This window comes from Pseudomonas sp. St29, assembly GCF_001547915.1.
Taxonomy (GTDB): Bacteria; Pseudomonadota; Gammaproteobacteria; order Pseudomonadales; family Pseudomonadaceae; genus Aquipseudomonas.
Map to the genome: position 1 here is coordinate 1,183,856 of NZ_AP014628.1, position 24,557 is coordinate 1,208,412.

The following is a 24,557-nucleotide window of genomic DNA, read 5'->3' on the forward strand; positions in this document are numbered from 1 at the left end:
ATGACAACTCATACTTTCAAGCCCGACATGCCGCCGCCCAGCCGCAGTATCGGCGTGCTGGCGTGGATGCGCGCCAACATGTTTTCCAGCTGGCTCAACACCCTGTTGACCCTGTTTGCCTTCTACCTGATCTACCTGGTGGTGCCGCCGCTCCTGCATTGGGCGATCCTCGACGCCAACTGGGTCGGCACCACCCGTGCCGATTGCACCAAGGACGGCGCCTGCTGGGTGTTCATCCAGCAGCGGTTCGGCCAGTTCATGTATGGCTACTACCCGGTGGAACTGCGCTGGCGGGTGGACCTGACCGTGTGGCTGGCGGTGATCGGCGTGGCGCCGTTGTTCATCTCGCGCTTTGCCCGCAAGGCGATCTACGGCTTGTGTTTCCTGGTGTGGTACCCGGTGGTTGCCTACACCTTGCTGCATGGCGGTTACCTGGGCTTGAGCAATGTCGCCACCAGCCAATGGGGCGGTCTGATGCTGACCCTGGTGATCGCCACGGTGGGGATTGCCGGAGCCCTGCCGCTGGGGATCCTGCTGGCATTGGGGCGACGCTCCAACCTGCCGGCGATTCGCGTGGTCTGCGTGACCTTCATCGAGTTCTGGCGCGGCGTGCCGCTGATCACCGTGCTGTTCATGTCCTCGGTGATGCTGCCGCTGTTCCTGCCTGAGGGCATGAACTTCGACAAGCTGTTGCGGGCCCTGATCGGGGTGATCCTGTTCCAGTCGGCCTATGTGGCCGAGGTGGTGCGCGGTGGCTTGCAAGCCATTCCCAAGGGCCAGTACGAAGCCGCTGCGGCCATGGGGCTGGGTTATTGGCGGGCCATGGGCCTGGTGATTCTGCCCCAGGCCCTGAAGCTGGTGATTCCCGGCATCGTCAACACCTTCATCGCCCTGTTCAAGGACACCAGCCTGGTGATCATCATCGGCCTGTTCGACCTGCTCAACAGCGTCAAGCAAGCCGCCGCCGATCCCAAATGGCTGGGCATGGCCACCGAAGGCTATGTCTTCGCGGCCCTGGTGTTCTGGATTTTCTGTTTTGGTATGTCCCGCTACTCCATGCATCTGGAGCGTAAGTTGGACACAGGCCACAAGCGTTAGGAGTATCTCCATGAGTGAAGCGAACAAAAAGCCTGTGGGCCCTGAAGGCATTATTCAGATGCAGGGTGTGAACAAGTGGTACGGCCAGTTCCACGTGTTGAAGGACATCAACCTCAACGTCAGGCAGGGTGAGCGCATCGTGCTGTGCGGGCCTTCGGGCTCGGGCAAGTCCACCACCATCCGCTGCCTCAACCGCCTGGAAGAGCACCAGCAGGGACGCATCGTGGTGGATGGCGTCGAGCTGACCAACGACCTCAAGCAGATCGAGGCCATTCGCCGGGAAGTGGGCATGGTGTTCCAGCACTTCAACCTGTTCCCGCACCTGACCATCCTGCAAAACTGCACCCTGGCGCCGATGTGGGTGCGCAAGATGCCCAAGCGCAAGGCCGAGGAAATCGCCATGCACTACCTGGAGCGGGTTCGCATTCCGGAGCAGGCCAACAAGTACCCGGGCCAGCTGTCCGGTGGCCAGCAGCAACGGGTGGCGATTGCCCGGGCGCTGTGCATGAAGCCCAAGATCATGCTGTTCGACGAACCCACCTCGGCCCTGGACCCGGAAATGGTCAAGGAGGTGCTCGATACCATGATCGGCCTGGCGGAAGACGGCATGACCATGCTCTGCGTGACCCATGAAATGGGCTTTGCCCGCACCGTGGCCAACCGGGTGATCTTCATGGACAAGGGCGAAATCGTCGAGCAGGCGGCCCCCAACGACTTCTTCGACAACCCGCAGAACGACCGCACCAAGCTGTTCCTGAGCCAGATCCTGCATTGATCCTGATGCACGGCTGGCGCTGACGATAAACCCGGACTGGCTCCGGGTTTATTTTTGCCCGGCATTCAGCTGCCGGCAGCGCCGAGCTGTGGTTCGGGGTGGTCGCCCAAGGCTGAGGGCGCCAGCCGTGGTTCGCCAAGCTCCAGTACGTCCTTCATCAACCGTGGGTGGCGATCCAGCAGGCGCATCAGCACGTACAGCGGTTGGGGCACGCCGACTTCGCCGCGCTCGTAACGGGAAAAGGCGTTGTGCCCGCCGCCGGACAGCAGTTTGACCGCTTCTTTCTGCGAGAGGTGCAGCTTGCGGCGGATGCGCTTCAGGTCGGCGGCGACGCTCTGCCGGTACTCCTCCAGCAAGTGGTCGCCCGCGGCGGCATAGCGCTCTGCACTCTGGGCATCGAATTCGATTTCACCGCACTCCTGGCATTCCCAGCCCGCCAGGCCATGGAGCTGACGCTGCAGGTGCCGGTAGTCGATGAGCTCGCTGCGCTGCTCGAAGGCCAGCATGCCGGTGGGAGCGCCGCAGCTGTAGCATTGTTGTCGTTTCATGTCTCTGCCTCCTTGAAGGAGATCACCGGAGGCCCTGCACCGGGGCGGTAGGTGACCTTGATGTAGAGCGTCCGGTTATCGATGCGGGTGTAATACACGTCCTGCCACAGCCGGTGATCGCCATAGGTGGTCATCGATTTGTAGAACAGGCTGCCCTGCAGTCCGGCTATCACTCGTTGCATGGCGGCCAGGGACAATCCGAGTTCCTTGCCGCAGCGCAATGCGCTTCGAGTGAAGGCTTGTGCTCCATGCCGAACGACCTGTGCCTTGATCAGCGACAGGTCGTAATGAGGTGTTTTCTTTTCCATGAGACACCCTTGAGGCTTGACCGAAATTACCCTTATAGGGTTTTTTGTCAAGACTTGTTTGCCTTGGCGAAAGTGCCTCCTCCAGCCTAAATCGTTGAACTCTCGGAAAAGCCTGAATACCATGTCGGACAATTCATCCGATGATTGGATGATTGAGCGAGTCCCATGAGCGAAACATCCCCCCTGATCAAAAAATCCCTGGTCGACCAGGCCCTGGAACAACTGCGCAAACGCATCAACAGCGGTGTCTGGCGGGTCGGCCAGCGCTTGCCCACCGAACCGGAACTGGCCCAAGAACTGGGCATCAGCCGCAATACCGTGCGCGAAGCCATGCGAGTGCTGGCGTTCTCCGGACTGATCGAGATCCGCCAGGGCGACGGCAGCTACCTGCGAGCGGTGGCCGATCCACTGGACATGCTCCAGGCCCTGTCCCAGTGCTCCCTGGAACAGGCCCGGGAAACCCGGCAGATCCTCGAAGTGGAGGCGGTCGGCCTGGCGGCCCTGCGCCGCACCGACGAGGACCTGCAGGCCCTGAACCAAGCCTTGCAGGCCAGCAGCGGGCATTTTCATGGTGACCTGGAGAGCTACATCGCCTGCGACCTGGTTTTTCACCAGCGCCTGGTGGATGCCGCCCACAACCCGACCCTCAGCCAGCTGTACCGCTATTTTTCCAGCGTGGTGGGCGCGCAGTTGCGCCAGACCTTGACCCAGGCTCCGCGTCGCCAGGACGTCTTCGATCTCCATCAGCATCTGCTGGATGCCATCGAACAGGGCGACCCCGAGCAGGCCAAGCAGTTGTCCCGCCAGTTGATCAACGAATCCTGAATCCGAGACCTTCATGTCCAATCACCAGGTACCCCCGAATACCCCGTCTGCTCCTCGGCGTCCTGCCGAACTCGAAGAGCTGCTGATCGACGCCGAGGCCGATGACGAGGAGCTTCAGCAGGCCCCACCCGCGGTGCGCCGGCCCTGGCTGTTGCTGCTGGGGCTGATTCTGGTGGCGCTGAACCTGCGTCCGGCGCTGTCGAGCATGGCGCCGTTGCTCAGCGATGTGTCGCAGCAACTGGGGCTGTCAGCCGCCAAGGCCGGCCTGCTGACCACTCTGCCGGTGCTGTGCCTGGGCTTGTTCGCGCCTTTGGCGCCGCTGCTGGCCCGGCGTTTTGGTGCCGAGCGGGTGGTGCTGGGGATTCTCCTGACCCTGGCCCTGGGCATTGTGCTGCGCAGTTCCCTGGGGGAGTTCGGCGTCTTTGCCGGGAGCATCCTGGCCGGCGCCAGCATCGGTGTGATCGGGGTGCTGCTGCCGGGCATCGTCAAGCGCGATTTTGCCCGCCATGCAGGCACCATGACCGGGGTCTACACCATGGCCCTGTGCCTGGGGGCGGCGATGGCGGCCGGCGCGACGGTGCCCCTGAGCCAGCATTTCGGTAGCAACTGGGCCATGGGCCTGGGGTTCTGGGTCGTACCGGCGCTGGCGGCGGCGCTGTTCTGGTTGCCGCAAGTGGGGCACAAACACGGCGCCCACCATGTCGCCTTCCGTGTGCGCGGGTTGCTGCGTGATCGCCTGGCCTGGCAGGTCACCCTGTACATGGGCCTGCAGTCCTCCCTGGCCTACATCGTGTTTGGCTGGCTGCCGTCGATCCTGATCGGCCGCGGGCTGAGTCCGACCCAGGCCGGACTGGTGCTCTCCGGATCGGTGATCGTGCAACTGGCCAGCTCCCTGGCGGCGCCCTGGCTGGCGACCCGCGGCAAGGACCAGCGCCTGGCCATCGTGATGGTCATGCTGATGACCCTGGGCGGCCTGTTCGGTTGCCTGTATGCGCCGCTGGACGGTTTGTGGGGCTGGGCGATCCTGCTGGGCCTGGGGCAGGGCGGCACTTTCAGCCTGGCCCTGACCCTGATCGTGCTGCGCTCGCGGGACACCCATGTGGCGGCCAACCTGTCGAGCATGGCCCAGGGCATCGGTTACACCCTGGCGTCCATGGGGCCCTTTGCGGTGGGGCTGGTGCACGACTGGACCGGTGGTTGGAACGCCGTGGGCTGGATCTTCGCCGTGTTGGGCAGCGGGGCGATCATCGCCGGCCTGGGCGCCGGTCGTTCGCTGTATGTGCAGGTGCAAAGCGAGAAAATCTGACGGACTTCGCTGTCGGTATTTGCCTGGCAAATGCCGATAGTCTTCCCGAGGCATGGGGATTATTGTGCTGGCATTCCCTTGCCTTTCCGGAGTCTGTCCATGAGTGATGCCCAGCGCGCCCTGATCACCGAGTTCTACCAGGCCTTCCAGCGGCTCGATGCCGAGGCCATGAGCGCCTGTTATACCGAGGATGTGCTGTTCAGCGATCCGGCCTTCGGTGAATTGCGCGGACGTGATGCTGGTGACATGTGGCGCATGCTCACGTCCCGGGCCAAGGACTTTTCCCTGACCTTCGATCAGGTGCGTGCCGATGGGAACACCGGCAGCGCGCATTGGGTGGCCACCTACCTGTTCAGCCAGACCGGCAACACCGTGGTCAATGACATTCAGGCGCGCTTCGTGTTTCGCGACGGCAAGATCTGCGAGCACCACGATCATTTCGACATGTGGCGTTGGGCGCGTCAGGCCCTCGGGGCCAAGGGCCTGTTGCTGGGCTGGACGCCGCTGCTCAAGAACGCCGTTCGCGCTCAGGCCCGCAAGGGCCTCAAGGCCTTCCAGGGCGGTCGCTGAAAGCCATCCTCTGTTAAGATCGCGGCTGGTTATCCACAGGCCCCGATTCTTTTTGTGAGCAGCCCCGATCCAACCCCCGCAATTGCCGCCGAGCGGCCTGCGCCTGCCGGCAAACCCTGGTTTGTGTACCTGGTGCGCGCTGCCAATGGCGCTCTCTACTGCGGCATCAGCGACGACCCGGTGAAGCGCTTTGCCAAGCACCAGAGCGGCAAGGGCGCGCGTTTCTTTCTCTCCAGCCCGGCGGTGGCCCTGGTCTACACCGAAGCATGCCGAGACAAGAGCGAGGCCCTGCGCCAGGAGCGGCTGATCAAGAAACTCAGGAAGAGCGCCAAGGAGTGCCTGGTGGCCGCGGCCAGTGCAGCGGCATCAATCTGACTGATAGGTTCTCATCAGTTGGATCTGTAGGCCGTCCACGGATTGCGCGCTAAGCTTCAGCGCTCTCCCTCTTGTGGCGGACCCCAGCATGTCAGAGTTGATTCTCCACCATTACCCGACCTCTCCCTTCGCGGAAAAAGCCCGCTTGCTCCTGGGGTTCAAGGGCCTGTCCTGGCGCTCCGTGAAGATCTCCCCGGTCATGCCCAAACCCGACCTGACGGCCCTGACCGGCGGCTATCGCAAGACCCCGGTGTTGCAGATCGGGGCGGACATCTATTGCGACACGGCCTTGATCGCGCGCCGCCTGGAGCGGGAGAAAGCCTCGCCGGCGCTGTTCCCCGAAGGCCAGGAAATTATCAGCGCGACCTTCGCCGCCTGGGTCGACTCGGTGGTGTTCCAGCATGCGGTGACCCTGGTGTTCCAGCCCGAGTCGGCAGCCGTGCGCTTTGGCAAGCTGCCGCCGGAAGCGGTCAAGGCCTTCATGGCCGACCGCGCCGGGTTGTTCAGTGGCGGCAGCGCCAGCCGTCTGCCCCTGGACGTGGCCAAGCATCAGTGGCCGACCATCATGGCGCGTCTGGAGCAGCAACTGCAGCGCGAGCCGGGGGACTTCCTGTTTGGCGAACCGTCGATTGCCGATATCGCCCTGGCGCACCCGCTGTGGTTCCTCAAGGGCACGCCGGTGACCGCACCGCTGGTGGACGAGTATCCGGCGGTATCCGCCTGGTTGGCGCGGGTGCTGGGCTTTGGTCATGGCTCCTTCACCGAGCTGAGTGCCGAAGAGGCCCTTGAGGTGTCGCGCAGCGCTACGCCGGCGCCGCTGCCGGATGAGCGGTTTGTCGATCCCAATGGCTTTGCTGCAGGGCAGCAGGTGGTGATTGCTGCGACCGACTATGGCGTCGATCCGGTGGCGGGCGAGTTGCTGTTTGCCGGTACTGAAGAGTTGATCCTGCGTCGCCAGGACCCGCGCGCCGGCTTGGTCCACGTGCACTTCCCGCGGTTGGGGTTCCGCATCCAGGCGCAGTGATCCACACCTGTAGGCGCTGGCTTGCCAGCGAAGGCGTCCTCAAGATCGATGCTCGATCTACTGGCCCTTTCGCCGGCAAGCGGAGCGCCGCCCGGCCGGCTCCGACTAAGGTTTCAGCGCAGCCATGATCGCGTCGGGGTCGTAGGTACGGATCAGGCTGCCATTCACGTCCAGGATCGGAATCCCGGCACCGCCCAGAGCGGTATAGGCCTTACGCGCCTCCGCGTCTTTCTCGATGTCGAACTCCCGGTAGGGAATGCCCTTCTGATCGAGAAAGCGCCGGGTGGCCTTGCAGTAGCCGCACCAGTCGGTGGCGTACAGCACCACCCGGGCCTGGCTGCGGATCGCTTCGCTGACCACCGCCGAAGGGTTGAACAGGCGCTCGATCTTGCCCCAGTGCTGGTAGATCACCACCACCAGCAGGATCAGCAAGAACTTCTTCAATACCCCCTGGAGCATCAGTTGCGGCGCTTGAGCTGGTCGGTCAGTTGGGTCGGCAGGCCCTTGATGATCAGGGTCCCGGCTTCTTCGTCGTACTCGATCTTCGAGCCCAGCAGGTGGGCTTCGAAGCTGATGGACAAGCCTTCGGCGCGGCCGGTGAAGCGGCGGAACTGGTTGAGGGTGCGTTTGTCCGCGGGAATCTCCGGCGACAGCCCGTAATCCTTGTTGCGGATGTGATCGTAGAAGGCCTTGGGGCGGTCTTCGTCGATCAGTTCCGAGAGCTCCTCCAGGCCCATGGGCTCGCCGAGCTTGGCCTGGCTGCTGGCGTAGTCCACCAGGGTCTTGGTCTTTTCCCGGGCCGACTCTTCCGGCAGATCCTCGCTTTCGACGAAGTCGCTGAAGGCCTTGAGCAGGGTGCGGGTTTCGCCCGGGCCGTCGACGCCTTCCTGGCAGCCGATGAAGTCGCGGAAGTACTCCGAGACCTTCTTGCCGTTCTTGCCCTTGATAAAGGAGATGTACTGCTTGGACTGCTTGTTGTTCTGCCACTCGGAGATGTTGATCCGCGCCGCCAGGTGCAGCTGGCCCAGGTCCAGGTGGCGCGACGGCGTCACGTCCAACTGGTCGGTCACGGCCACGCCTTCACTGTGGTGCAGCAGGGCGATGGCCAGGTAGTCGGTCATGCCCTGTTGGTAATGAGCAAACAGCACGTGGCCGCCCACTGACAGGTTGGATTCCTCCATCAGTTTCTGCAGGTGTTCCACCGCCACCCGGCTGAACGCGGTGAAGTCCTGGCCGCCGTCCAGGTACTCCTTCAGCCAGCCGCTGAAGGGAAACGCGCCGGACTCGGGATGGAACAGTCCCCAGGCTTTGCCCTGTTTGGCGTTATAGCTTTCGTTGAGGTCGGCGAGCATGTTCTCGATGGCCGCGGACTCTGCCAGCTCGGAGTCTCGGGCATGAAGAACTGCGGGGCTGCCGTCGGGTTTTTTGTCGATCAGGTGGACGATGCAATGACGGATCGGCATGGGCTTCTCGGCTGATTGAAGGGGGAGGGCGGGCTCCCCGAAAAAGTGCCCAGTGTACCGCAGCCGAGGGGTCGGGCGCGGTTTGCCGGGCGATGAACGGCTCGTCGGTAACGCTTATGCATTTTTTTACCGATTTAGAGCAATAAAGCTGACCAAATGGCTAGGTAGAGGCGGATATTTCCCCGTCTGTGTGCTAGTTTTGCCCCGTCTTACGCGATGTCTCAGCGTTAAGCGTGCATTCAGCATTTGTCGGGTCGAACCAAACCCTGATTTCGGTATCTATAACCCCGATCTGTCGTGGTTGTAACCGGGGTGCCAGATTCACAAGATCTGGCTCGATGGCTGACACTGCACTCTGCAATCCAAATGAATTTGATAGGGAAGGAACACCACAATGGCTATTACTAAAGACCAACTGATCGCTGATATCGCTGAAGCTATCGACGCGCCGAAAACCACCGCGCGTAACGCTCTGGACCAACTGGCCCAGATCGTTGCTGATCAATTGGAAAATGGCGGCGAAATCACTCTGCCAGGTATCGGCAAGCTGAAAGTGACCGAGCGTCCTGCCCGTACTGGCCGTAACCCATCGACTGGCGCTGCCATCGAAATCGCTGCCAAGAAAGTTATCAAGCTGGTTGTGGCTAAAGGCCTGACCGACGCTGTTAACAAGTAAGACTTGCAGTGAAACCGTGCTCAGAAGTTCTCCGGGCACGGTTTGTGTGACACCGATTCACGCAAGGTGAATCGTCTTTGCCTCCCCCGCCTCTCTAGTTCTTCCTCAGTTCTTCCTGACCCAGCGTTCCTGACTCCAGGCCTGTTGCTGTGCCTTGTCCTTGAAGGTCCAGGCGACGAAGCGGCTCTGTTTCTGTCCCTGGGACATCTCCACCACCTGGCTTTCCAGGGCGCCGGCCTTTTTCAGTGCGCTTTCAATGGCTGGCAGGTTCGAAGCCTTTGACACCAGGGTGCTGAACCACAGCACTTGCTGGCCGACGCTTGCGCTCTCGCTGATCAACTGGCTGACAAAGCGGATCTCGCCACCTTCGCACCACAGCTCCCGGGCCTGCCCGCCAAAGTTCAGCACCGGCAGCTTGCGCTTGGGATCGGCCTTGCCCAGGGCTCGCCATTTGCGCTGGCTACCGCGGGTGGCTTCATCCAGGGAGGCGTGGAACGGCGGGTTGCACATCGTCAGGTCGAAACGCTCGGTGCTTTCCAGCAGGCCGTTGAGGATCTGCCTGGGATTGCCCTGCTGGCGCAGGCTGATGGCCTTGTTCAAGCCGTTGGCCTGGACGATGGCCTTGGCGGCGGCCAGGGCGGTGCTGTCGATGTCCGAACCGAGGAACTGCCAGCGGTAGTCGCTGTAGCCGATCAGCGGATAGATGCAGTTGGCGCCGACCCCGACATCCAGCACCCGCACGGCTGCGCCCCGAGGGATTTCACCCTGGTTGTGGCGGGCCAGCAGGTCGGCGAGGAAGTGCACATAGTCAGCGCGACCGGGCACGGGCGGGCACAGGAAGTCCGCCGGAATGTCCCAGTGGGCAATGCCGTAGAAGGCCTTGAGCAGGGCGCGGTTGAACACCCGCACGGCTGCCGGGTCGGCAAAATCGATGCTTTCCTTGCCGTAGGGATTGAGGATCACGAACTGCCCCAGCTCCGGGGTGCTCTTGATCAGTTGCGGGAAGTCGTAACGCCCCTGGTGACGATTGCGCGGATGCAGGCTGGCCTTTTCCCGGGGCGCGGCGGTTTTTGGGGCGGCGGGCTTGGGCTTTCTGCGCGCAGGCTTGGGTGTGCTGGGGGCGGTCATGGGGGATCGATTCGGGGCTGGTTCAAAGTGGCGGGCATTGTCACACAGGAGCAGCGGTAAGTTTCAAGCGGTGAGCGACAAGTGATGCCTGCCTCCGCGCCGCCCAAGACAAGGCGCATAAAAAAGGGAGGCCTGTATGGGCCTCCCTTTTTCACACTGCGCGAATATTCGTTACAGGCTGGAAATCCGTGCGTGCTGTTCCGCCAGCTTGCCCAGGGCCTGTTCGGCCTCGGCCAGTTTGGCGCGTTCCTTCTCGATCACTTCCGCCGGTGCCTTGTCGACGAAGGAAGCGTTGGACAGTTTGCCGCCCACGCGCTGCACTTCGCCTTGCAGGCGCTGGATTTCCTTGTCCAGACGGGCCAGTTCCGCGCCCTTGTCGATCAGGCCGGCCATCGGTACCAGCACTTCCATCTCGCCCACCAGGGCGGTGGCGGACAGCGGCGCTTCGTCGCCGGCACCCAGCACAGTGATGGATTCGAGTCGGGCCAGCTTCTTCAGCAAGGCTTCGTTCTCGGTCAGGCGACGCTGGTCTTCGGCACCGGCGTTCTTCAGGAACAGGGCCAGGGGCTTGCCCGGACCGATGTTCATTTCCGCGCGAATGTTGCGAGTGCCGAGCATCAGGCCCTTGAGCCATTCGATGTCGTCTTCGGCGGCCTGGTCGATGCGGGCTTCGTTAGCCACCGGCCAGGGTTGCAGCATGATGGTCTTGCCGGTGCTACCGGCCAGCGGCGCCAGGCGCTGCCAGATCTCTTCGGTGATGAACGGCATGAACGGATGCGCCAGGCGCAGGGCCACTTCCAGTACCCGCACCAGGGTGCGACGGGTGCCGCGCTGGCGTTCAACCGGCGAGTTCTCGTCCCACAGCACCGGCTTGGACAGCTCCAGGTACCAGTCGCAGTACTGGTTCCAGATGAACTCGTACAGGGCCTGGGCGGCCAGGTCGAAACGGAACTGGTCGAGCTGGCGGGTGACTTCGGCTTCAGTGCGCTGCAGTTGCGAGATGATCCAGCGGTCCGCCAGGGACAGCTCATAGGCCTCGCCGTTCTGGCCGCAGTCCTCGCCCTTGTCCAGCACGTAGCGCGCGGCGTTCCAGATCTTGTTGCAGAAGTTGCGGTAACCCTCGACGCGACCCATGTCGAATTTGATGTCGCGGCCGGTGGTGGCCAGGGAGCAGAAGGTGAAGCGCAGGGCGTCGGTGCCGTAGCTGGCGATGCCGTCGGCGAATTCGGCGCGGGTCTGCTTCTCGATGGCTTTCTGCAACTTGGGCTGCATCAGGCCGGTGGTGCGCTTCTGCACCAGGGTTTCGAGGTCGATGCCGTCGATGATGTCCAGCGGGTCGAGGACGTTGCCCTTGGACTTGGACATCTTCTGGCCCTGGCCGTCGCGGACCAGGCCGTGCACGTACACGGTCTTGAACGGAACCTGCGGCGTGCCGTCTTCGTTCTTCACCAGGTGCATGGTGAGCATGATCATCCGGGCGACCCAGAAGAAAATGATGTCGAAGCCGGTGACCAGCACGTCGGTCGGGTGGAAGGTCTTGAGGAACTCGGTCTGCTCCGGCCAGCCCAGGGTGGAGAAGGTCCACAGGCCCGAACTGAACCAGGTGTCGAGTACGTCGTTGTCCTGCTGCAGGGCAACGTCCGGACCTAGGTTGTGCTTGGCCCGCACTTCGGCTTCGTCGCGGCCGACATAGACCTTGCCGGACTCGTCGTACCAGGCCGGAATGCGATGGCCCCACCACAGCTGGCGGCTGATGCACCAGTCCTGAATGTCGCGCATCCAGGAGAAGTACATGTTTTCGTACTGCTTGGGCACGAAGGCGATGCGGCCGTCTTCCACGGCGGCGATGGCAGGCTCAGCCAGAGGCTTGGTGGAGACGTACCACTGGTCGGTGAGCCACGGCTCGATCACGGTGCCGGAGCGGTCGCCCTTCGGTACTTTCAGGGCGTGGTCGTCGACGCTGACCAGCAGGCCGGCGGCGTCGAAGGCGGCCACGATCTGCTTGCGCGCTTCGAAGCGGTCCAGGCCGACGTACTCGGCCGGGATCTTGCCGTCGACGGTTTCGTTGAGGCTGCCGTCCAGGTTGAACACCTGGCAGGCCGGCAACACGGCGGCGTTCTTGTCGAAGATGTTCAGCAGCGGCAGGTTGTGGCGCTTGCCGACTTCGTAGTCGTTGAAGTCGTGGGCCGGGGTGATCTTCACGCAGCCGGTGCCGAATTCAGGGTCGCAGTAGTCGTCGGCGATGATCGGGATGCGCCGGCCGACCAGGGGCAGTTCGACGAACTGGCCGATCAGGGCCTTGTAGCGCTCGTCTTCGGGGTTCACCGCGACGGCGGAGTCGCCGAGCATGGTTTCCGGACGGGTGGTGGCGACGATCAGGTAGTCGTTGCCTTCAGCGGTCTTGGCGCCGTCGGCCAGTGGGTACTTGAGGTTCCACAGGAAGCCTTTCTCGTCGTGGTTTTCCACTTCCAGATCGGAAATCGCCGTGTGCAGCTTGGTGTCCCAGTTTACCAGGCGCTTGCCGCGGTAGATCAGGCCGTCTTCGTGCAGGCGCACGAAGGCTTCCTTGACTGCTTCCGAGAGACCGTCGTCCATGGTGAAGCGCTCGCGGCTCCAGTCCACGGAGGAACCCAGGCGGCGGATCTGGCGGCTGATGTTGCCCCCGGACTGATCCTTCCATTCCCAGACTTTTTCGAGGAACTTTTCCCGGCCCAGATCGTGACGATTCTGGCCCTGGGCTTCGATCTGGCGCTCCACTAGCATCTGGGTGGCGATACCGGCGTGGTCGGTGCCCGGCTGCCACAGGGTGTTGCGACCCTGCATGCGGCGGAAGCGGATCAGGGCGTCCATGATCGCGTTGTTGAAGCCGTGGCCCATGTGCAGGCTGCCGGTGACGTTCGGCGGCGGGATCATGATGGTGTAGGAGTCGCCCGCGCCTTGCGGGGCGAAGTAGTTCTCGGACTCCCAGGTCTGGTACCAGGAAGTTTCAATGGCGTGCGGCTGGTAGGTCTTATCCATGCGCGGCGGGACCCTATTGGCATTTATTCAGGAAAAGCCGGGAAGTATAGCGGAGGGCGGCAGCAGCAAGCCACAAGCGGCAAGCGACAAGATGGCCATGCCCGGCTTTTGCGTGTGGCTTATGGTTTGCCGCTGGTGGCTGCTGCGAGCAGGCGTTCCAGGCGGGCGTCGAGGCGACGCTTGATCTCGGTTTCGATGTGTGGGGCGAAGTCGTCGATCACGTCTTGCATGATCAATTGCGCGGCGGCGCGCAGCTCGGTGTCCAGATGCAGCAGGGCGTCGGCACTGTTGCTGGCGGCTGCGGGTTTGGCTGCCGGCGTTGGCGCGGGAGCCGGGGGCGCAGCAGGGGTTGGTGCTGGTGCTGCGACTTGAGCCGGGGTCGGCGCAGGTTGCGGTTTGGCTGGCACGGCAGGGGCGGTTTCGGTGGTGGTCGGTTGCTGGCTGCCCACCATGTCGAACAGCAGGGGGATTTGCACTTCACTGCTCACGGTCTCGGTCAGCAGCGGTGGTTGCAGGTTGTCATCACCGAGCAGTTGACGGATCGACTCGAGGTCGTCCAGCAGGTGCGCGGGTTTTTGCAGCGGGTTGGGAGTGTCCATCGGGTGCTCAGAGTCGCTGTAAACGGTGATCTTGCAGAGGATAGCCCTGTTCGCGATAGAAACGGAAACTCTCGCGGGCCGCCTGACGAATAGTCGGGTCTTCCACCACGACCTCGGCAATTCGGGCAAAGCGCGGGGCGAAGGCCGGTACTTTCAGGTCCAGGTTCACCAGCAGGTCGTTGTGTTCGCCGGGGTCCTGGCCCAGGCCGAGGACGATCAAGCCTTCGGGTTCGCTTTCCGCCGGGCCGTGGGGGACGAAGGTTTCGCCCTTGAAGCGCCACAGGCGGGCATCGAGTTCATCCCGTTGCGCGGCATCGCTGCAATGCAGGTAGATGCGGTGGCCCATGCGCCAGGCCTTGTCGGTGAGCTTGCAGGCAAAATCCAGGCGCGCCGCAGGGTCCGCGCTGGGAAGGATATAAAAGTCGACTTTGGTCATTGGGGTTCCTGAGCCGGAGAGGGCGCCGCTTTCAAGCGACACCCTCCGCGGTCATGGTTTTCAGGCTTTGGCGCGGTCCAGCAGGTATTGGGTCAGCAGGGGAACCGGACGGCCGGTGGCGCCCTTGTCCTTGCCGCCGCTGGTCCAGGCGGTGCCGGCGATGTCCAGGTGCGCCCAGTTCAGGTTCTTGGTGAAGCGCGAGAGGAAGCAGGCGGCGGTGATGGTGCCGGCCTTCGGTCCGCCGATGTTGGCAATGTCGGCGAACGGGCTGTCCAGCTGCTCCTGGTACTCGTCGAACAGCGGCAGTTGCCAGGCGCGGTCGTCGGCTTGCCGGCCGGCGCTGAGCAGTTGCTCGATCAGCTCGTCGTTGTTGCCCAGCAGGCCCGAAGTATGGGCGCCCAGGGCCACGATGCAGGCACCGGTGAGGGTGGCGATGTCGATCACGGCCTGAGGCTTGAAGCGTTCGGCGTAGGTCAGGGCGTCACACAGCACCAGGCGGCCTTCGGCGTCGGTGTTGAGGATTTCCACGGTCTGGCCGCTCATGGTGGTGACGATGTCGCCAGGACGGGAAGCGCCGCCGCTGGGCATGTTCTCGGCGCAGGCGAGGATGCACACCAGGTTGATCGGCAGCTTGAGCTCCAGCACCGCACGCAGGGTGCCGAACACGCTGGCGGCGCCGCCCATGTCGTATTTCATCTCATCCATGCCGGCGCCGGGCTTGAGGCTGATGCCGCCGGTGTCGAAGGTGATGCCCTTGCCCACCAGGGCGAATGGCTTCTCGGACTTCTTGCCGCCGTTGTACTGCATGACGATCAGGCGTGGCGGCTGGTCGCTGCCCTGGCCCACGGCATAGAACGAGCCCATGCCCAGTTCCTTGATCTTCTTCTCGTCGAGGACTTCGACTTTCAGGCCCTTGAACTCTTTACCCAGGGCCTTGGCCTGTTCGCCGAGGAAGGTCGGGTGGCAGACGTTCGGCGGCAGGTTGCCCAGGTCGCGAGTGAAGGCCATGCCCTTGGCGATGGCCTGGGCGTGGGTCACGCCACGCTGGACTTCCGCCTCGGCGGCCTTGATGGTCAGCAGGGTGATTTTCTTCAGGGCACGAGGTTCGGCCTTCTGGCTCTTGTAGCGGTCGAAGACATAGCCACCGTCCACCAGGGTTTCGGCCAGCAGGCGGGTCTTGCCGTAGCTGTCGCGGCCCTTGACCACGACTTCGTCCAGAGCCAGCACGGCGTCGCTGCCGCCCAGGCCCTTGAGCGTGCTCAGTACGCCACTGATGAGCTTGCGGAACGGGCGGTCGCCCAGTTCGCCATCCTTGCCGGTGCCGACCAGCAGCACGCGTTCGGCCTTGAGCTTGGCCACGCCGTGCAGCAGCAGGCTCTGGCCGACCTTGCCGGCCAGGTCGCCGCGCTTGAGCACGGCGCTGATGGCGCCGCCGCTGAGTTCGTCGAGTTGCTTGGCGACGGTGCCGAGCTTGCGGTCTTCGCCGATGGCGACCACCAGGGTGGCGGTCTTCAACGTTTCCGGGCTAACGCTTTTTACAACCAGTTCCATGTCCGGGTCCCTGAATGAATGGTCTAAGAGCGCAGGAAAGACTCCGGCGCGGGGCTTATCTATATAGAAGAAGGCGTCGCGTGCTGGCGACGACAAAGCCGCCAGTTTGAACCTCGCCGGTCGCGGCTGACAACCCTCGTATCGGCCAAGTTCGCCGCTTTAGAGCGCCGGGAGAGCATCCTCCGTGACAGGCGCGCGCAATCACAGGATAATGCGCCATCTTTTTCGGCGGCTCTGCAATTTGGAGCCGGCTCGATACGTTTGTTTGTTCGGCCGCCTTAGCCTGACAACCCTGGAGTGTCTGGTTTGATCGTCTTTCGTTATCTATCCCGCGAAATCCTGCTGACCCTGAGTGCCGTGAGTGCGGTGCTGCTGGTCATCATCATGAGCGGGCGCTTCGTCAAGTTCCTCGCTCAAGCTGCCTCGGGTGCTCTGGATCCGGGCTCGCTGTTCCTGATCATGGGCTTTCGTCTGCCGGGCTTCCTGCAACTGATCCTGCCGCTGGGGCTGTTCCTCGGCATTCTTCTGGCTTATGGCCGGCTTTATCTCGAAAGCGAGATGACCGTGTTGTCCGCGACCGGCATGAGCCAGCAGCGCCTGCTGGGCATGACCATGGTTCCGGCGGCCCTGGTGGCGCTGGTGGTGGCGTGGCTGAGCCTGAGCCTGGCGCCGCAGGGAGCCAATCAGTTCCAGTTGCTGCTGAACAAGCAGGATGCCCTGACCGAGTTCGACACCCTGGTGGCCGGACGCTTTCAGGCGCTCAACGACGGCAGCCGGGTGACTTACACCGAGCAGTTGTCGGAAGACCGGACCAATCTTTCCGGGGTGTTCATCTCCGAAAAACGCCTGAATCAGGAAAAGAAGGACCAGGGCATCTCGGTGCTGGTGGCCGAGAAGGGCCATCAGGACATCCGGCCCGACGGCAATCGTTACCTGATCCTGGAAAACGGCTACCGCTATGACGGCAACCCGGGCGAGGCCAACTACCGGGTGATCAAGTACGACACCTACGGCGTGCTGCTGGAGCGTCCGGACGTCAGCGACGAAGTCACCGATCGCGACGCCATGCCGACCCGCGACCTGATCGGCAAGGACGACCTGCGGGCCCGCGCCGAACTGCAATGGCGCCTGTCCCTGCCGTTGCTGGTCTTCATCGTGACCCTGATGGCGGTGCCGCTGTCCCGGGTCAATCCGCGCCAGGGCCGCTTCCTCAAGCTGATCCCGGCCATTCTGCTGTACATGGCGTACCTGACCATCCTGATCGCGGTGCGCGGTGCCCTGGAGAAAGGCAAGATCTCGCCTGCCCTGGGGCTGTGGTGGGTTCACCTGCTGTTCCTGGCCATTGGCCTGGGCTTGATGTACTGGGAACCGATGCGGTTGAAAATGGCGAGTCGTCGCAGCATGAAGGAGATGGCTCGTGGTTAAGCTCGATCGCTACATTGGTAGCAGTGTGTTCATGGCCATTCTTGCAGTCCTGGGGATCATCCTCGGGCTGGCCTCGCTGTTTGCCTTCATCGATGAGATGGGCAGCGTCAGCGATACCTACACCGTGATGGACGTGATGAGCTACGTCGTCCTCACCGCCCCGCGCCGGGTGTACGAGATGCTGCCGATGGCGGCTCTGATCGGCTGTCTGATCGGCCTGGGCTCTTTGGCCAGCAACAGTGAGCTGACCATCATGCGGGCCGCCGGTGTCTCCGTCGGTCGTATCGTCTGGGCGGTCATGAAGCCCATGCTGGTGCTGATGCTGGTGGGGGTGTTGGTGGGCGAGTACGTGGCGCCGGCCACCGAGACCCGGGCCCAGGCCAGTCGCGCCCTGGCGCAGGGTTCCGGCGATGCCCAGAGTTCCAAGCACGGCCTGTGGCACCGTCAGGGCGAGGAGTTCATCCACATCAACGCCGTGCAACCCAATGGCTTGCTGTATGGCGTGACCCGCTACCACTTCGATGACAATCACCACATGCTGTCGTCGAGCTTTGCCCGCCAGGCGCGCTTCCACGAGAACTACTGGCAGTTGACGGATGTCACCACCACCTATTTCCGTGAAGGTCACACCGAAGTCATCAGCGCGCCCGACGAACGCTGGGACGTGGCCCTGAGCCCGCAACTGCTGAGCACCGTGGTGATGGCGCCGGAGTCCCTGTCGATCACTGGCTTGTGGGGCTACATCCATTACCTGGCGGATCAGGGGCTGAACAACGGTCGCTACTGGCTGGCGTTCTGGGTCAAGGTCCTGCAGCCCCTGGTGACGGCGGCCCTGGTATTGATGGCGATTTCCTTCATCTTCGGCCCGCTGCGTTCGGTGACCCTCGGTCAGCGCGTGTTCACCGGCGTGCTGGTGGGGTTCACTTTCCGCATCGCCCAGGACCTGCTGGGGCCTTCGAGCCTGGTTTTTGGCTTCTCGCCGCTGTTTGCGGTGCTGGTGCCGGCAGGCATCTGCGCCATTGCAGGCTTCTGGCTGCTGCGCCGGGCCGGTTGATTTAGCGGTTCCGCCAGGTTTTAAGCGCAACGCCCCGGTCTCTGGATCGGGGCGTTTTTGCATTTGACAAACGCTGACAGGCGAGCGTGACGCTCGTGCCGAGTATCAGGTACAATTCCCGGCTATTTTTCGGCGGGCCATGCCTGCAGCCTTTTTGAGTGTTCATCCGTGAGTGATTTGAGTCATATCCGCAATTTCTCCATCATCGCCCACATTGACCATGGCAAGTCGACTCTGGCCGATCGCTTCATCCAGATGTGCGGCGGCCTGGCCGAGCGCGAAATGGAAGCCCAGGTTCTGGACTCCATGGACCTTGAGCGTGAGCGCGGGATCACCATCAAGGCCCACAGCGTCACCCTCTATTACAAAGCCAAAGATGGCATTACCTACCAGCTGAACTTCATCGATACCCCGGGCCACGTGGACTTCACCTATGAAGTCAGTCGCTCCCTGGCGGCCTGTGAAGGTGCGCTGCTGGTGGTGGATGCCGGCCAGGGCGTTGAAGCCCAGTCGGTAGCCAACTGCTACACCGCCATCGAGCAGGGCCTGGAAGTGATGCCGGTGCTGAACAAGATCGACCTGCCACAGGCCGATCCGGAGCGGGTCAAGGAAGAGATCGAGAAGATCATCGGTATCGATGCCACCGACGCCGTGACCTGCAGTGCCAAGACCGGCCTGGGCGTGGACGAGGTGCTCGAGCGCCTGGTGACCACCATTCCGGCGCCGACCGGCAATATCGAAGATCCGCTGCAAGCGCTGATCATCGACTCCTGGTTCGACAACTACCTGGGCGTCGTGTCCCTGGTGCGTGTGCGTCACGGCCGGGTCAAGAAAGGCGACAAGATCCTGGTCAAGTCCACCGGCAAGATCCACCTGGTGGACAGCGTCGGTGTATTCAACCCGAAACACACCGCCACTGCCGACCTCAAGGCCGGTGAAGTGGGCTTCATCATCGCCGGCATCAAGGATATTCACGGGGCGCCGGTGGGTGACACCCTGACCTTGAGTTCGACCCCGGACGTGGAAGTGCTGCCAGGCTTCAAGCGCATCCAGCCCCAGGTCTATGCCGGCCTGTTCCCGGTCAGCTCCGATGACTTCGAGGATTTCCGCGAAGCGCTGCAGAAGCTCACCCTCAACGACTCGTCGCTGCAGTACACCCCGGAAAGCTCCGATGCCCTGGGCTTCGGCTTCCGTTGCGGGTTCCTCGGCATGCTGCACATGGAGATCATCCAGGAGCGCCTGGAGCGCGAATACGACCTGGACCTGATCACCACCGCGCCGACGGTGATCTTCGAGCTGCTGCTCAAGACCGGTGAAACCATCTATGTCGACAACCCGTCCAAGCTTCCGGACCTGTCGTCGATCGAAGACATGCGCGAGCCGATCGTGCGGGCCAATATCCTTGTGCCGCAAGAGCACCTGGGCAACGTCATAACCCTGTGCATCGAGAAACGCGGTGTGCAGCATGACATGCTGTTCCTGGGCAGCCAGGTCCAGGTGACCTACGATCTGCCGATGAACGAAGTGGTACTGGATTTCTTCGATCGCCTGAAGTCCACCAGCCGCGGCTACGCGTCGCTGGATTACCACTTCGATCGCTACCAGTCAGCTAATCTGGTCAAGCTGGATGTATTGATCAACGGCGACAAGGTCGATGCCCTGGCATTGATCGTGCACCGTGATAACGCCCACTACAAAGGGCGTGCGTTGACCGAGAAGATGAAAGATCTGATTCCTCGGCAGATGTTTGACGTGGCAATCCAGGCCGCCATCGGCGGGCAGATTGTGGCGCGGACAACCGTCAAGGCCCTCAGAAAGAACGTACTGGCCAAATGCTACGGCGGCGACGTCAGCCGTAAGCGCAAGCTGTTGGAAAAGCAGAAGGCCGGTAAGAAACGCATGAAGCAAGTGGGCAACGTGGAAATTCCACAAGAAGCCTTCCTTGCCGTGCTCAGGTTGGATAGTTAGGTCCTATGTCACTAAATTTCCCGCTGTTGCTGGTCATCGCTGTCTTCGTATGCGGTTTCTTGGCGTTGCTCGATCTGGTGTTTCTCGCACCGCGTCGACGCGCGGCCATCGCCAACTATCAGGGCAGCGTCAGCCAGCCGGATGGGCTGGTGGTCGAGAAGCTGAACAAGGAACCGCTGCTGGTTGAATACGGCAAGTCGTTCTTTCCGGTGTTGTTCATTGTCCTGGTGCTGCGTTCGTTCCTGGTGGAACCGTTCCAGATTCCGTCGGGCTCGATGAAACCGACCCTGGATGTCGGCGACTTCATCCTGGTGAACAAGTTCTCCTACGGGATTCGCTTGCCGGTGATCGACAAGAAAGTCATCGAGATCGGTGATCCGCAACGCGGCGATGTAATGGTGTTTCGCTACCCAAGCGACCCCAACGTCAACTACATCAAGCGTGTAGTGGGCCTGCCGGGGGATGAAGTGCGCTACACCAGCGACAAGCATCTGTTCGTCAACGGCCAGCCGGTGGCGGAGCAGTTGGTCGGCGCTGAGCCCGGCACCCTGGGCAGCGCTGAGCTGTACAAGGAGAAACTCGGTGCCGCCGAGCACTTGATCCGTAAGGAAATGAGCCGCTATCGGGCCACTCCGGACGGTCGTTGGGTGGTACCCGCCGGGCACTACTTCATGATGGGCGACAACCGCGACAACTCCAACGACAGTCGCTACTGGGACGATCCGAGTATTCCCAAAGACCTGCTGGGCATGGTTCCCGACAAGAATATCGTCGGCAAGGCCTTCGCAGTCTGGATGAGCTGGCCCGAACCGAAACTCAGCCACCTGCCGAATTTCTCGCGGGTTGGCCTGATCAAGTAATCACACACGGCGCTGTTGAACACAGCGCCGAATGCTTTTCTGGCTCTTGTATAAAACGGCGCGCCTTCGGGCCATCCGTAACAGCCTTATCGCCAGAAGCATGCAGTCAACGATATTCAGGATGTGGATTTGAACACAGCGTTAATTGCCACCCGCACTTCGTGCGCGGCCCCTAGGATGGCGAGTTTCGGCAACGAAATCAGTGTGGGTAAACCGTGAGCGTTTCTTTGAGCCGTCTCGAGCGTCAGCTCGGCTATTCCTTCAAGGACCAGGAACTGATGCTCCTGGCTCTCACTCACCGCAGCTTTGCCGGGCGCAACAACGAGCGCCTCGAGTTTCTCGGTGACGCCATTCTCAACTTCGTGGCCGGCGAGGCGTTGTTCGAGCGCTTCCCCCAGGCCCGCGAAGGCCAGCTGTCGCGTTTGCGCGCGCGCCTGGTGAAAGGTGAAACACTGGCGGTACTGGCCCGCGGTTTCGACCTGGGCGAATACCTGCGCCTGGGTTCCGGCGAATTGAAGAGCGGCGGTTTCCGTCGTGAATCGATCCTGGCCGATGCCCTGGAAGCCCTGATTGGTGCGATCTACCTGGACGCTGGCATGGAAACCGCCCGCGACCGCGTACTGTCCTGGCTGGCCTCGGAGTTCGAGAGCCTGACCCTGGTGGACACCAACAAGGACCCCAAGACCCGGCTGCAGGAGTTCCTCCAGTCCCGTGCCTGCGAACTGCCGCGCTACGAAGTGGTGGATATCCAGGGCGAGCCGCACTGCCGGACATTCTTCGTTGAATGTGAAGTCACCTTATTGAATGAAAAAAGCCGAGGTCAGGGTGTGAGCCGTCGTATTGCCGAACAGGTAGCGGCCGCTGCAGCACTGATTGCCCTGGGCGTGGAGAATGGCCATGACTGATTCAACCGCAACACGCTGTGGCTATGTCGCCATCGTCGGCCGCCCCAACGTGGGCAAGTCGACGCTGCTCAACCACATCCTCGGCCAGAAGCTGGCGATCACCTCGCGCAAGCCCCAGACCACTCGTCACAACATGCTCGGCATCAAGACCGAAGGCGCCATCCAGGCGATCTACGTCGACACCCCCGGCATGCACAAGAGCAACGAGAAGGCGCTGAACCGCTACATGAACAAGACCGCTTCGGCGGCCTTGAAAGACGTCGACGTGGTGATCTTCGTGGTCGACCGCACCAAGTGGACCGACGAGGACCAATTGGTCCTTGAGCGCGTGCAGTACGTGCAGGGGCCGGTGATCCTGGCGATCAACAAGACCGACCGCATCGAGGACAAGGCCGAGCTGATGCCGCACCTGACCTGGCTGCAGGAGCAACTGCCGAATGCCGAGATCGTGCCGGTCTCCGCGCAGCAGGGGCATAACCTCGAAGCCCTGGAAGGCTTGATCGCCAAGCACCTGCCGGAGAACGATCACTTCTTCCCGGAAGACCAGATCACCGACCGCAGCAGCCGCTTCCTCGCCGCCGAACTGGTGCGCGAGAAAATCATGCGCCAGCTGGGTGCCGAGCTGCCGTACCAGATCACCGTGGAAATCGAAGAGTTCAAGCAGCAGGGCAAGACCCTGCATATCCACGCCTTGATCCTTGTCGAACGCGATGGGCAGAAGAAAATCATCATTGGCGACAAGGGTGAGCGGATCAAGCGCATCGGCATGGAAGCGCGCAAGGACATGGAGCTGCTGTTCGACTCCAAGGTCATGCTCAACCTCTGGGTCAAGGTCAAGGGTGGCTGGTCCGATGACGAGCGCGCCTTGCGTTCCCTGGGCTACGGCGACCTCTGAGACCTTTCGCCGACCAGCCGGCTCCTACAACACCCTGTAGGAGCCGGCTGGTCGGCGAACCGCTTCACCTCCTTCTCCGGACCCGGTTCCCTCTCTGCCCCTGAGATCCCCCGCAACCATGTCCAGCAACGCCCCAGTCGGCCAGCTTGCCTACGTCCTGCACAGCCGCGCTTACCGTGAAAGCAGCGCCCTGGTGGATTTCCTCACCCCTCAAGGTCGCCTGCGCGCTGTCCTGCGCAATGCACGAGGCAAGGCCGGTACCCTGGCGCGACCCTTCGTTCCTCTGGAAGTCGAGTTTCGCGGCCGCGGCGAGCTGAAGAACGTCGGGCGCATGGAAAGTGCCGGAATCGCCGCCTGGCTCAACGGCGAAGCGCTGTTCAGCGGCCTGTACCTGAATGAGCTGCTGATCCGCCTGCTGCCGGCGGAAGATCCCCATCCGGCGGTGTTCGACCACTACGCCGCCACCTTGCTGGCCCTGGCCGAGGGCCGGCCCCTGGAGCCCCTGCTGCGGGCCTTTGAGTGGCGCCTGCTGGACGATCTGGGCTATGGCTTCGCCCTGGACAGCGACATCCACGGCGCGCCCATCGCTGCCGATGGCCTATATCGCCTGCAGGTGGATGCCGGACTGGAGCAGGTCTTCCTGCTGCAACCGGGCCTGTTCAATGGCACCGAACTGTTGGCCATGGCCGAAGCCGACTGGAGCGCTCCCGGTGCCTTGTCGGCCGCCAAGCGCCTGATGCGCCAGGCCCTGGCCGTGCACCTGGGCGGGCGGCCCCTGGTCAGTCGCGAGCTGTTTCGCAAACCCTAGGTGTACTTGCCGCTCATCCGTCGGCGGCGGCCGGCCACGCGCAGCGCTTATTCTGCGTTCGTGCAAATGGCAACAGACCCTGTTCTCCCCGTATGCTGTGCGGCGAATTTTCATTTACCCAGGAGCGCTTCCGTGACCACCAGCAATCGCATTCTTCTCGGCGTGAACATCGATCACGTTGCCACCCTGCGTCAGGCCCGCGGCACGCGTTACCCTGACCCGGTCAAGGCCGCTCTGGATGCGGAAGAGGCGGGTGCCGACGGCATCACCGTGCACCTGCGCGAAGATCGCCGGCACATTCAGGAGCGCGACGTGCTGCTGCTCAAGGACGTGTTGCAGACCCGCATGAACTTCGAGATGGGCGTCACCGAGGAGATGATGGCGTTCGCCGAGCGCATTCGCCCGGCGCATATCTGCCTGGTGCCGGAAACCCGTCAGGAGCTGACCACAGAAGGCGGTCTTGACGTGGCCGGTCAGGAAGCACGGATCAAGGCGGCGGTGGAGCGCTTGTCGAAAATCGGTTCCGAAGTGTCGCTGTTCATCGATGCCGACGAGCGCCAGATCGAAGCCTCCAAGCGCGTCGGCGCGCCGGCCATCGAGTTGCACACCGGTCGTTATGCCGATGCCCAGACGCCGAGTGAAGTGGCGGACGAGCTGCAGCGCATCGTCGACGGGGTTGCCGTGGGGCTGGCCCAGGGCCTGATCGTCAATGCCGGCCACGGCCTGCATTACCACAACGTCGAAGCGGTGGCGGCGATCAAGGGCATCAACGAGCTGAACATCGGCCACGCCCTGGTGGCCCATGCCCTGTTCGTCGGCTTCAAGGGGGCGGTAGCGGAGATGAAGGCCCTGATTCTGGCGGCTGCGGCCAAGGCCTGAATGACCTTCGCCGGCGAGCCGGCTCCTGCACCATCTCTGTAGGAGTCGGCTGGCCGGCCAGGG

The 24,557-nt window shown here is 62.6% G+C and carries 25 protein-coding genes; 16 read left to right on the forward strand and 9 right to left on the reverse strand.

The features are described 5' to 3' along the window. Window positions 1-1,098 carry an amino acid ABC transporter permease gene (locus PST29_RS05310; RefSeq protein ID WP_060837651.1) on the forward strand — a complete coding sequence of 366 codons (1,098 nt, stop codon included), beginning with the start codon at window positions 1-3 and terminating at the stop codon, window positions 1,096-1,098. A 10-nt stretch (window positions 1,099-1,108) separates the two neighbouring features. Continuing rightward, a complete protein-coding gene (locus PST29_RS05315) occupies window positions 1,109-1,873 on the forward strand; it encodes an amino acid ABC transporter ATP-binding protein (protein WP_016965197.1) in 765 nt (254 codons plus the stop codon). Window positions 1,874-1,938: 65 nt separating this feature from the next. Here the strand turns inward: PST29_RS05315 and PST29_RS05320 are convergent, their stop codons facing one another. Further along, a complete protein-coding gene (locus tag PST29_RS05320) occupies window positions 1,939-2,421 on the reverse strand; it encodes a type II toxin-antitoxin system MqsA family antitoxin (RefSeq protein WP_041116095.1) in 483 nt (160 codons plus the stop codon). After that, a complete protein-coding gene (locus PST29_RS05325) occupies window positions 2,418-2,729 on the reverse strand; it encodes a type II toxin-antitoxin system MqsR family toxin (RefSeq protein ID WP_060845072.1) in 312 nt (103 codons plus the stop codon). The genes PST29_RS05320 and PST29_RS05325 overlap by 4 nt, the downstream gene beginning before the upstream one ends. Before the next feature lie 165 nt (window positions 2,730-2,894). Here PST29_RS05325 and PST29_RS05330 point away from each other — a divergent pair, with 165 nt between their 5' ends. The 5 genes from PST29_RS05330 to PST29_RS05350 all read left to right on the forward strand — a co-directional run bounded on the left by PST29_RS05330 (window position 2,895) and on the right by PST29_RS05350 (window position 6,829). Next, window positions 2,895-3,554, forward strand: coding sequence for a FadR/GntR family transcriptional regulator (locus PST29_RS05330; protein WP_060842546.1), 660 nt, complete (start codon window positions 2,895-2,897; stop codon window positions 3,552-3,554). A gap of 13 nt (window positions 3,555-3,567) precedes the next feature. Next, a complete protein-coding gene (locus PST29_RS05335) occupies window positions 3,568-4,860 on the forward strand; it encodes a CynX/NimT family MFS transporter (RefSeq protein ID WP_060837654.1) in 1,293 nt (430 codons plus the stop codon). Between the two features lie 99 nt (window positions 4,861-4,959). Then, entirely contained in the window at window positions 4,960-5,430 is a 471-nt protein-coding gene (locus tag PST29_RS05340; protein WP_060837655.1) for a nuclear transport factor 2 family protein, read from the forward strand. 54 nt (window positions 5,431-5,484) lie between these two features. Further along, complete coding sequence (locus PST29_RS05345) at window positions 5,485-5,805, forward strand: GIY-YIG nuclease family protein (protein WP_060842547.1); 321 nt, start codon at window positions 5,485-5,487, stop codon at window positions 5,803-5,805. Window positions 5,806-5,893: 88 nt separating this feature from the next. Continuing rightward, window positions 5,894-6,829, forward strand: coding sequence for a glutathione S-transferase family protein (locus tag PST29_RS05350; protein WP_060842548.1), 936 nt, complete (start codon window positions 5,894-5,896; stop codon window positions 6,827-6,829). A 105-nt stretch (window positions 6,830-6,934) separates the two neighbouring features. On the opposite strand, the gene PST29_RS05355 is transcribed toward PST29_RS05350, so the two are convergent. Both PST29_RS05355 and yejK read right to left on the reverse strand, forming a co-directional pair. After that, window positions 6,935-7,288 carry a glutaredoxin family protein gene (locus PST29_RS05355; protein WP_060842549.1) on the reverse strand — a complete coding sequence of 118 codons (354 nt, stop codon included), beginning with the start codon at window positions 7,286-7,288 and terminating at the stop codon, window positions 6,935-6,937. Continuing rightward, window positions 7,288-8,292 carry a nucleoid-associated protein YejK gene (gene yejK, locus PST29_RS05360; protein ID WP_060837659.1) on the reverse strand — a complete coding sequence of 335 codons (1,005 nt, stop codon included), beginning with the start codon at window positions 8,290-8,292 and terminating at the stop codon, window positions 7,288-7,290. Before yejK ends, PST29_RS05355 begins: the two co-directional genes overlap by 1 nt. Before the next feature lie 394 nt (window positions 8,293-8,686). On the opposite strand from yejK, the gene PST29_RS05365 reads away from it, so the two are divergent. Continuing rightward, entirely contained in the window at window positions 8,687-8,968 is a 282-nt protein-coding gene (locus tag PST29_RS05365) for an HU family DNA-binding protein (RefSeq protein ID WP_003440137.1), read from the forward strand. A gap of 105 nt (window positions 8,969-9,073) precedes the next feature. On the opposite strand, the gene rlmF is transcribed toward PST29_RS05365, so the two are convergent. The 5 genes from rlmF to PST29_RS05390 all read right to left on the reverse strand — a co-directional run bounded on the left by rlmF (window position 9,074) and on the right by PST29_RS05390 (window position 15,700). Further along, on the reverse strand, window positions 9,074-10,096 hold the full coding sequence (gene rlmF, locus PST29_RS05370; protein WP_060842550.1) for a 23S rRNA (adenine(1618)-N(6))-methyltransferase RlmF: 1,023 nt from the start codon (window positions 10,094-10,096) through the stop codon (window positions 9,074-9,076). Between the two features lie 171 nt (window positions 10,097-10,267). After that, a complete protein-coding gene (locus tag PST29_RS05375; RefSeq protein ID WP_060842551.1) occupies window positions 10,268-13,114 on the reverse strand; it encodes a valine--tRNA ligase in 2,847 nt (948 codons plus the stop codon). 119 nt (window positions 13,115-13,233) lie between these two features. Continuing rightward, window positions 13,234-13,713: a hypothetical protein gene (locus tag PST29_RS05380; protein WP_060837662.1), complete on the reverse strand. Its 480-nt coding sequence runs from the start codon at window positions 13,711-13,713 to the stop codon at window positions 13,234-13,236. Window positions 13,714-13,720: 7 nt separating this feature from the next. After that, window positions 13,721-14,149 (reverse strand): DNA polymerase III subunit chi, encoded by a 429-nt coding sequence (locus PST29_RS05385; protein ID WP_060837663.1) that lies wholly within the window; start codon window positions 14,147-14,149, stop codon window positions 13,721-13,723. Window positions 14,150-14,209: 60 nt separating this feature from the next. Then, a complete protein-coding gene (locus PST29_RS05390; RefSeq protein ID WP_060837664.1) occupies window positions 14,210-15,700 on the reverse strand; it encodes a leucyl aminopeptidase in 1,491 nt (496 codons plus the stop codon). A 306-nt stretch (window positions 15,701-16,006) separates the two neighbouring features. On the opposite strand from PST29_RS05390, the gene lptF reads away from it, so the two are divergent. The 8 genes from lptF (at window position 16,007) to pdxJ (ending at window position 24,494) form a co-directional block, all read left to right on the forward strand. Next, window positions 16,007-17,125: an LPS export ABC transporter permease LptF gene (lptF, locus tag PST29_RS05395; protein ID WP_060842552.1), complete on the forward strand. Its 1,119-nt coding sequence runs from the start codon at window positions 16,007-16,009 to the stop codon at window positions 17,123-17,125. Further along, entirely contained in the window at window positions 17,118-18,179 is a 1,062-nt protein-coding gene (gene lptG / locus PST29_RS05400) for an LPS export ABC transporter permease LptG (RefSeq protein ID WP_060842553.1), read from the forward strand. Before lptF ends, lptG begins: the two co-directional genes overlap by 8 nt. A gap of 168 nt (window positions 18,180-18,347) precedes the next feature. Continuing rightward, a complete protein-coding gene (gene lepA, locus PST29_RS05405; RefSeq protein ID WP_060837667.1) occupies window positions 18,348-20,147 on the forward strand; it encodes a translation elongation factor 4 in 1,800 nt (599 codons plus the stop codon). Between the two features lie 5 nt (window positions 20,148-20,152). Continuing rightward, window positions 20,153-21,007 carry a signal peptidase I gene (gene lepB, locus PST29_RS05410; RefSeq protein ID WP_060837668.1) on the forward strand — a complete coding sequence of 285 codons (855 nt, stop codon included), beginning with the start codon at window positions 20,153-20,155 and terminating at the stop codon, window positions 21,005-21,007. Between the two features lie 215 nt (window positions 21,008-21,222). Continuing rightward, window positions 21,223-21,912, forward strand: coding sequence for a ribonuclease III (gene rnc, locus PST29_RS05415; RefSeq protein WP_011059421.1), 690 nt, complete (start codon window positions 21,223-21,225; stop codon window positions 21,910-21,912). Continuing rightward, window positions 21,905-22,807 carry a GTPase Era gene (gene era / locus PST29_RS05420; RefSeq protein WP_019094760.1) on the forward strand — a complete coding sequence of 301 codons (903 nt, stop codon included), beginning with the start codon at window positions 21,905-21,907 and terminating at the stop codon, window positions 22,805-22,807. Before rnc ends, era begins: the two co-directional genes overlap by 8 nt. Window positions 22,808-22,925: 118 nt before the next feature. Then, window positions 22,926-23,615 carry a DNA repair protein RecO gene (recO, locus tag PST29_RS05425; RefSeq protein WP_060837669.1) on the forward strand — a complete coding sequence of 230 codons (690 nt, stop codon included), beginning with the start codon at window positions 22,926-22,928 and terminating at the stop codon, window positions 23,613-23,615. 132 nt (window positions 23,616-23,747) lie between these two features. Further along, entirely contained in the window at window positions 23,748-24,494 is a 747-nt protein-coding gene (gene pdxJ / locus PST29_RS05430; protein WP_060842554.1) for a pyridoxine 5'-phosphate synthase, read from the forward strand. The last annotated feature ends 63 nt before the right edge of the window (window positions 24,495-24,557 follow it).

What these genes read in the sequence shown, in the direction of transcription:
- PST29_RS05320 (WP_041116095.1), bottom strand. Translation starts at nt 2,421, where the DNA reads ATGAAACGACAACAATGCTACAGCTGCGGCGCTCCCACCGGCATGCTG.
- PST29_RS05335 (WP_060837654.1), top strand. Translation starts at nt 3,568, where the DNA reads ATGTCCAATCACCAGGTACCCCCGAATACCCCGTCTGCTCCTCGGCGT.
- PST29_RS05380 (WP_060837662.1), bottom strand. Translation starts at nt 13,713, where the DNA reads ATGGACACTCCCAACCCGCTGCAAAAACCCGCGCACCTGCTGGACGAC.
- PST29_RS05315 (WP_016965197.1), top strand. Translation starts at nt 1,109, where the DNA reads ATGAGTGAAGCGAACAAAAAGCCTGTGGGCCCTGAAGGCATTATTCAG.
- PST29_RS05350 (WP_060842548.1), top strand. Translation starts at nt 5,894, where the DNA reads ATGTCAGAGTTGATTCTCCACCATTACCCGACCTCTCCCTTCGCGGAA.
- PST29_RS05355 (WP_060842549.1), bottom strand. Translation starts at nt 7,288, where the DNA reads ATGCTCCAGGGGGTATTGAAGAAGTTCTTGCTGATCCTGCTGGTGGTG.
- yejK (WP_060837659.1), bottom strand. Translation starts at nt 8,292, where the DNA reads ATGCCGATCCGTCATTGCATCGTCCACCTGATCGACAAAAAACCCGAC.
- recO (WP_060837669.1), top strand. Translation starts at nt 22,926, where the DNA reads ATGTCCAGCAACGCCCCAGTCGGCCAGCTTGCCTACGTCCTGCACAGC.
- PST29_RS05375 (WP_060842551.1), bottom strand. Translation starts at nt 13,114, where the DNA reads ATGGATAAGACCTACCAGCCGCACGCCATTGAAACTTCCTGGTACCAG.
- PST29_RS05365 (WP_003440137.1), top strand. Translation starts at nt 8,687, where the DNA reads ATGGCTATTACTAAAGACCAACTGATCGCTGATATCGCTGAAGCTATC.
- PST29_RS05385 (WP_060837663.1), bottom strand. Translation starts at nt 14,149, where the DNA reads ATGACCAAAGTCGACTTTTATATCCTTCCCAGCGCGGACCCTGCGGCG.
- rlmF (WP_060842550.1), bottom strand. Translation starts at nt 10,096, where the DNA reads ATGACCGCCCCCAGCACACCCAAGCCTGCGCGCAGAAAGCCCAAGCCC.
- lepB (WP_060837668.1), top strand. Translation starts at nt 20,153, where the DNA reads ATGTCACTAAATTTCCCGCTGTTGCTGGTCATCGCTGTCTTCGTATGC.
- PST29_RS05340 (WP_060837655.1), top strand. Translation starts at nt 4,960, where the DNA reads ATGAGTGATGCCCAGCGCGCCCTGATCACCGAGTTCTACCAGGCCTTC.
- PST29_RS05325 (WP_060845072.1), bottom strand. Translation starts at nt 2,729, where the DNA reads ATGGAAAAGAAAACACCTCATTACGACCTGTCGCTGATCAAGGCACAG.
- era (WP_019094760.1), top strand. Translation starts at nt 21,905, where the DNA reads ATGACTGATTCAACCGCAACACGCTGTGGCTATGTCGCCATCGTCGGC.
- PST29_RS05390 (WP_060837664.1), bottom strand. Translation starts at nt 15,700, where the DNA reads ATGGAACTGGTTGTAAAAAGCGTTAGCCCGGAAACGTTGAAGACCGCC.
- PST29_RS05310 (WP_060837651.1), top strand. Translation starts at nt 1, where the DNA reads ATGACAACTCATACTTTCAAGCCCGACATGCCGCCGCCCAGCCGCAGT.
- PST29_RS05330 (WP_060842546.1), top strand. Translation starts at nt 2,895, where the DNA reads ATGAGCGAAACATCCCCCCTGATCAAAAAATCCCTGGTCGACCAGGCC.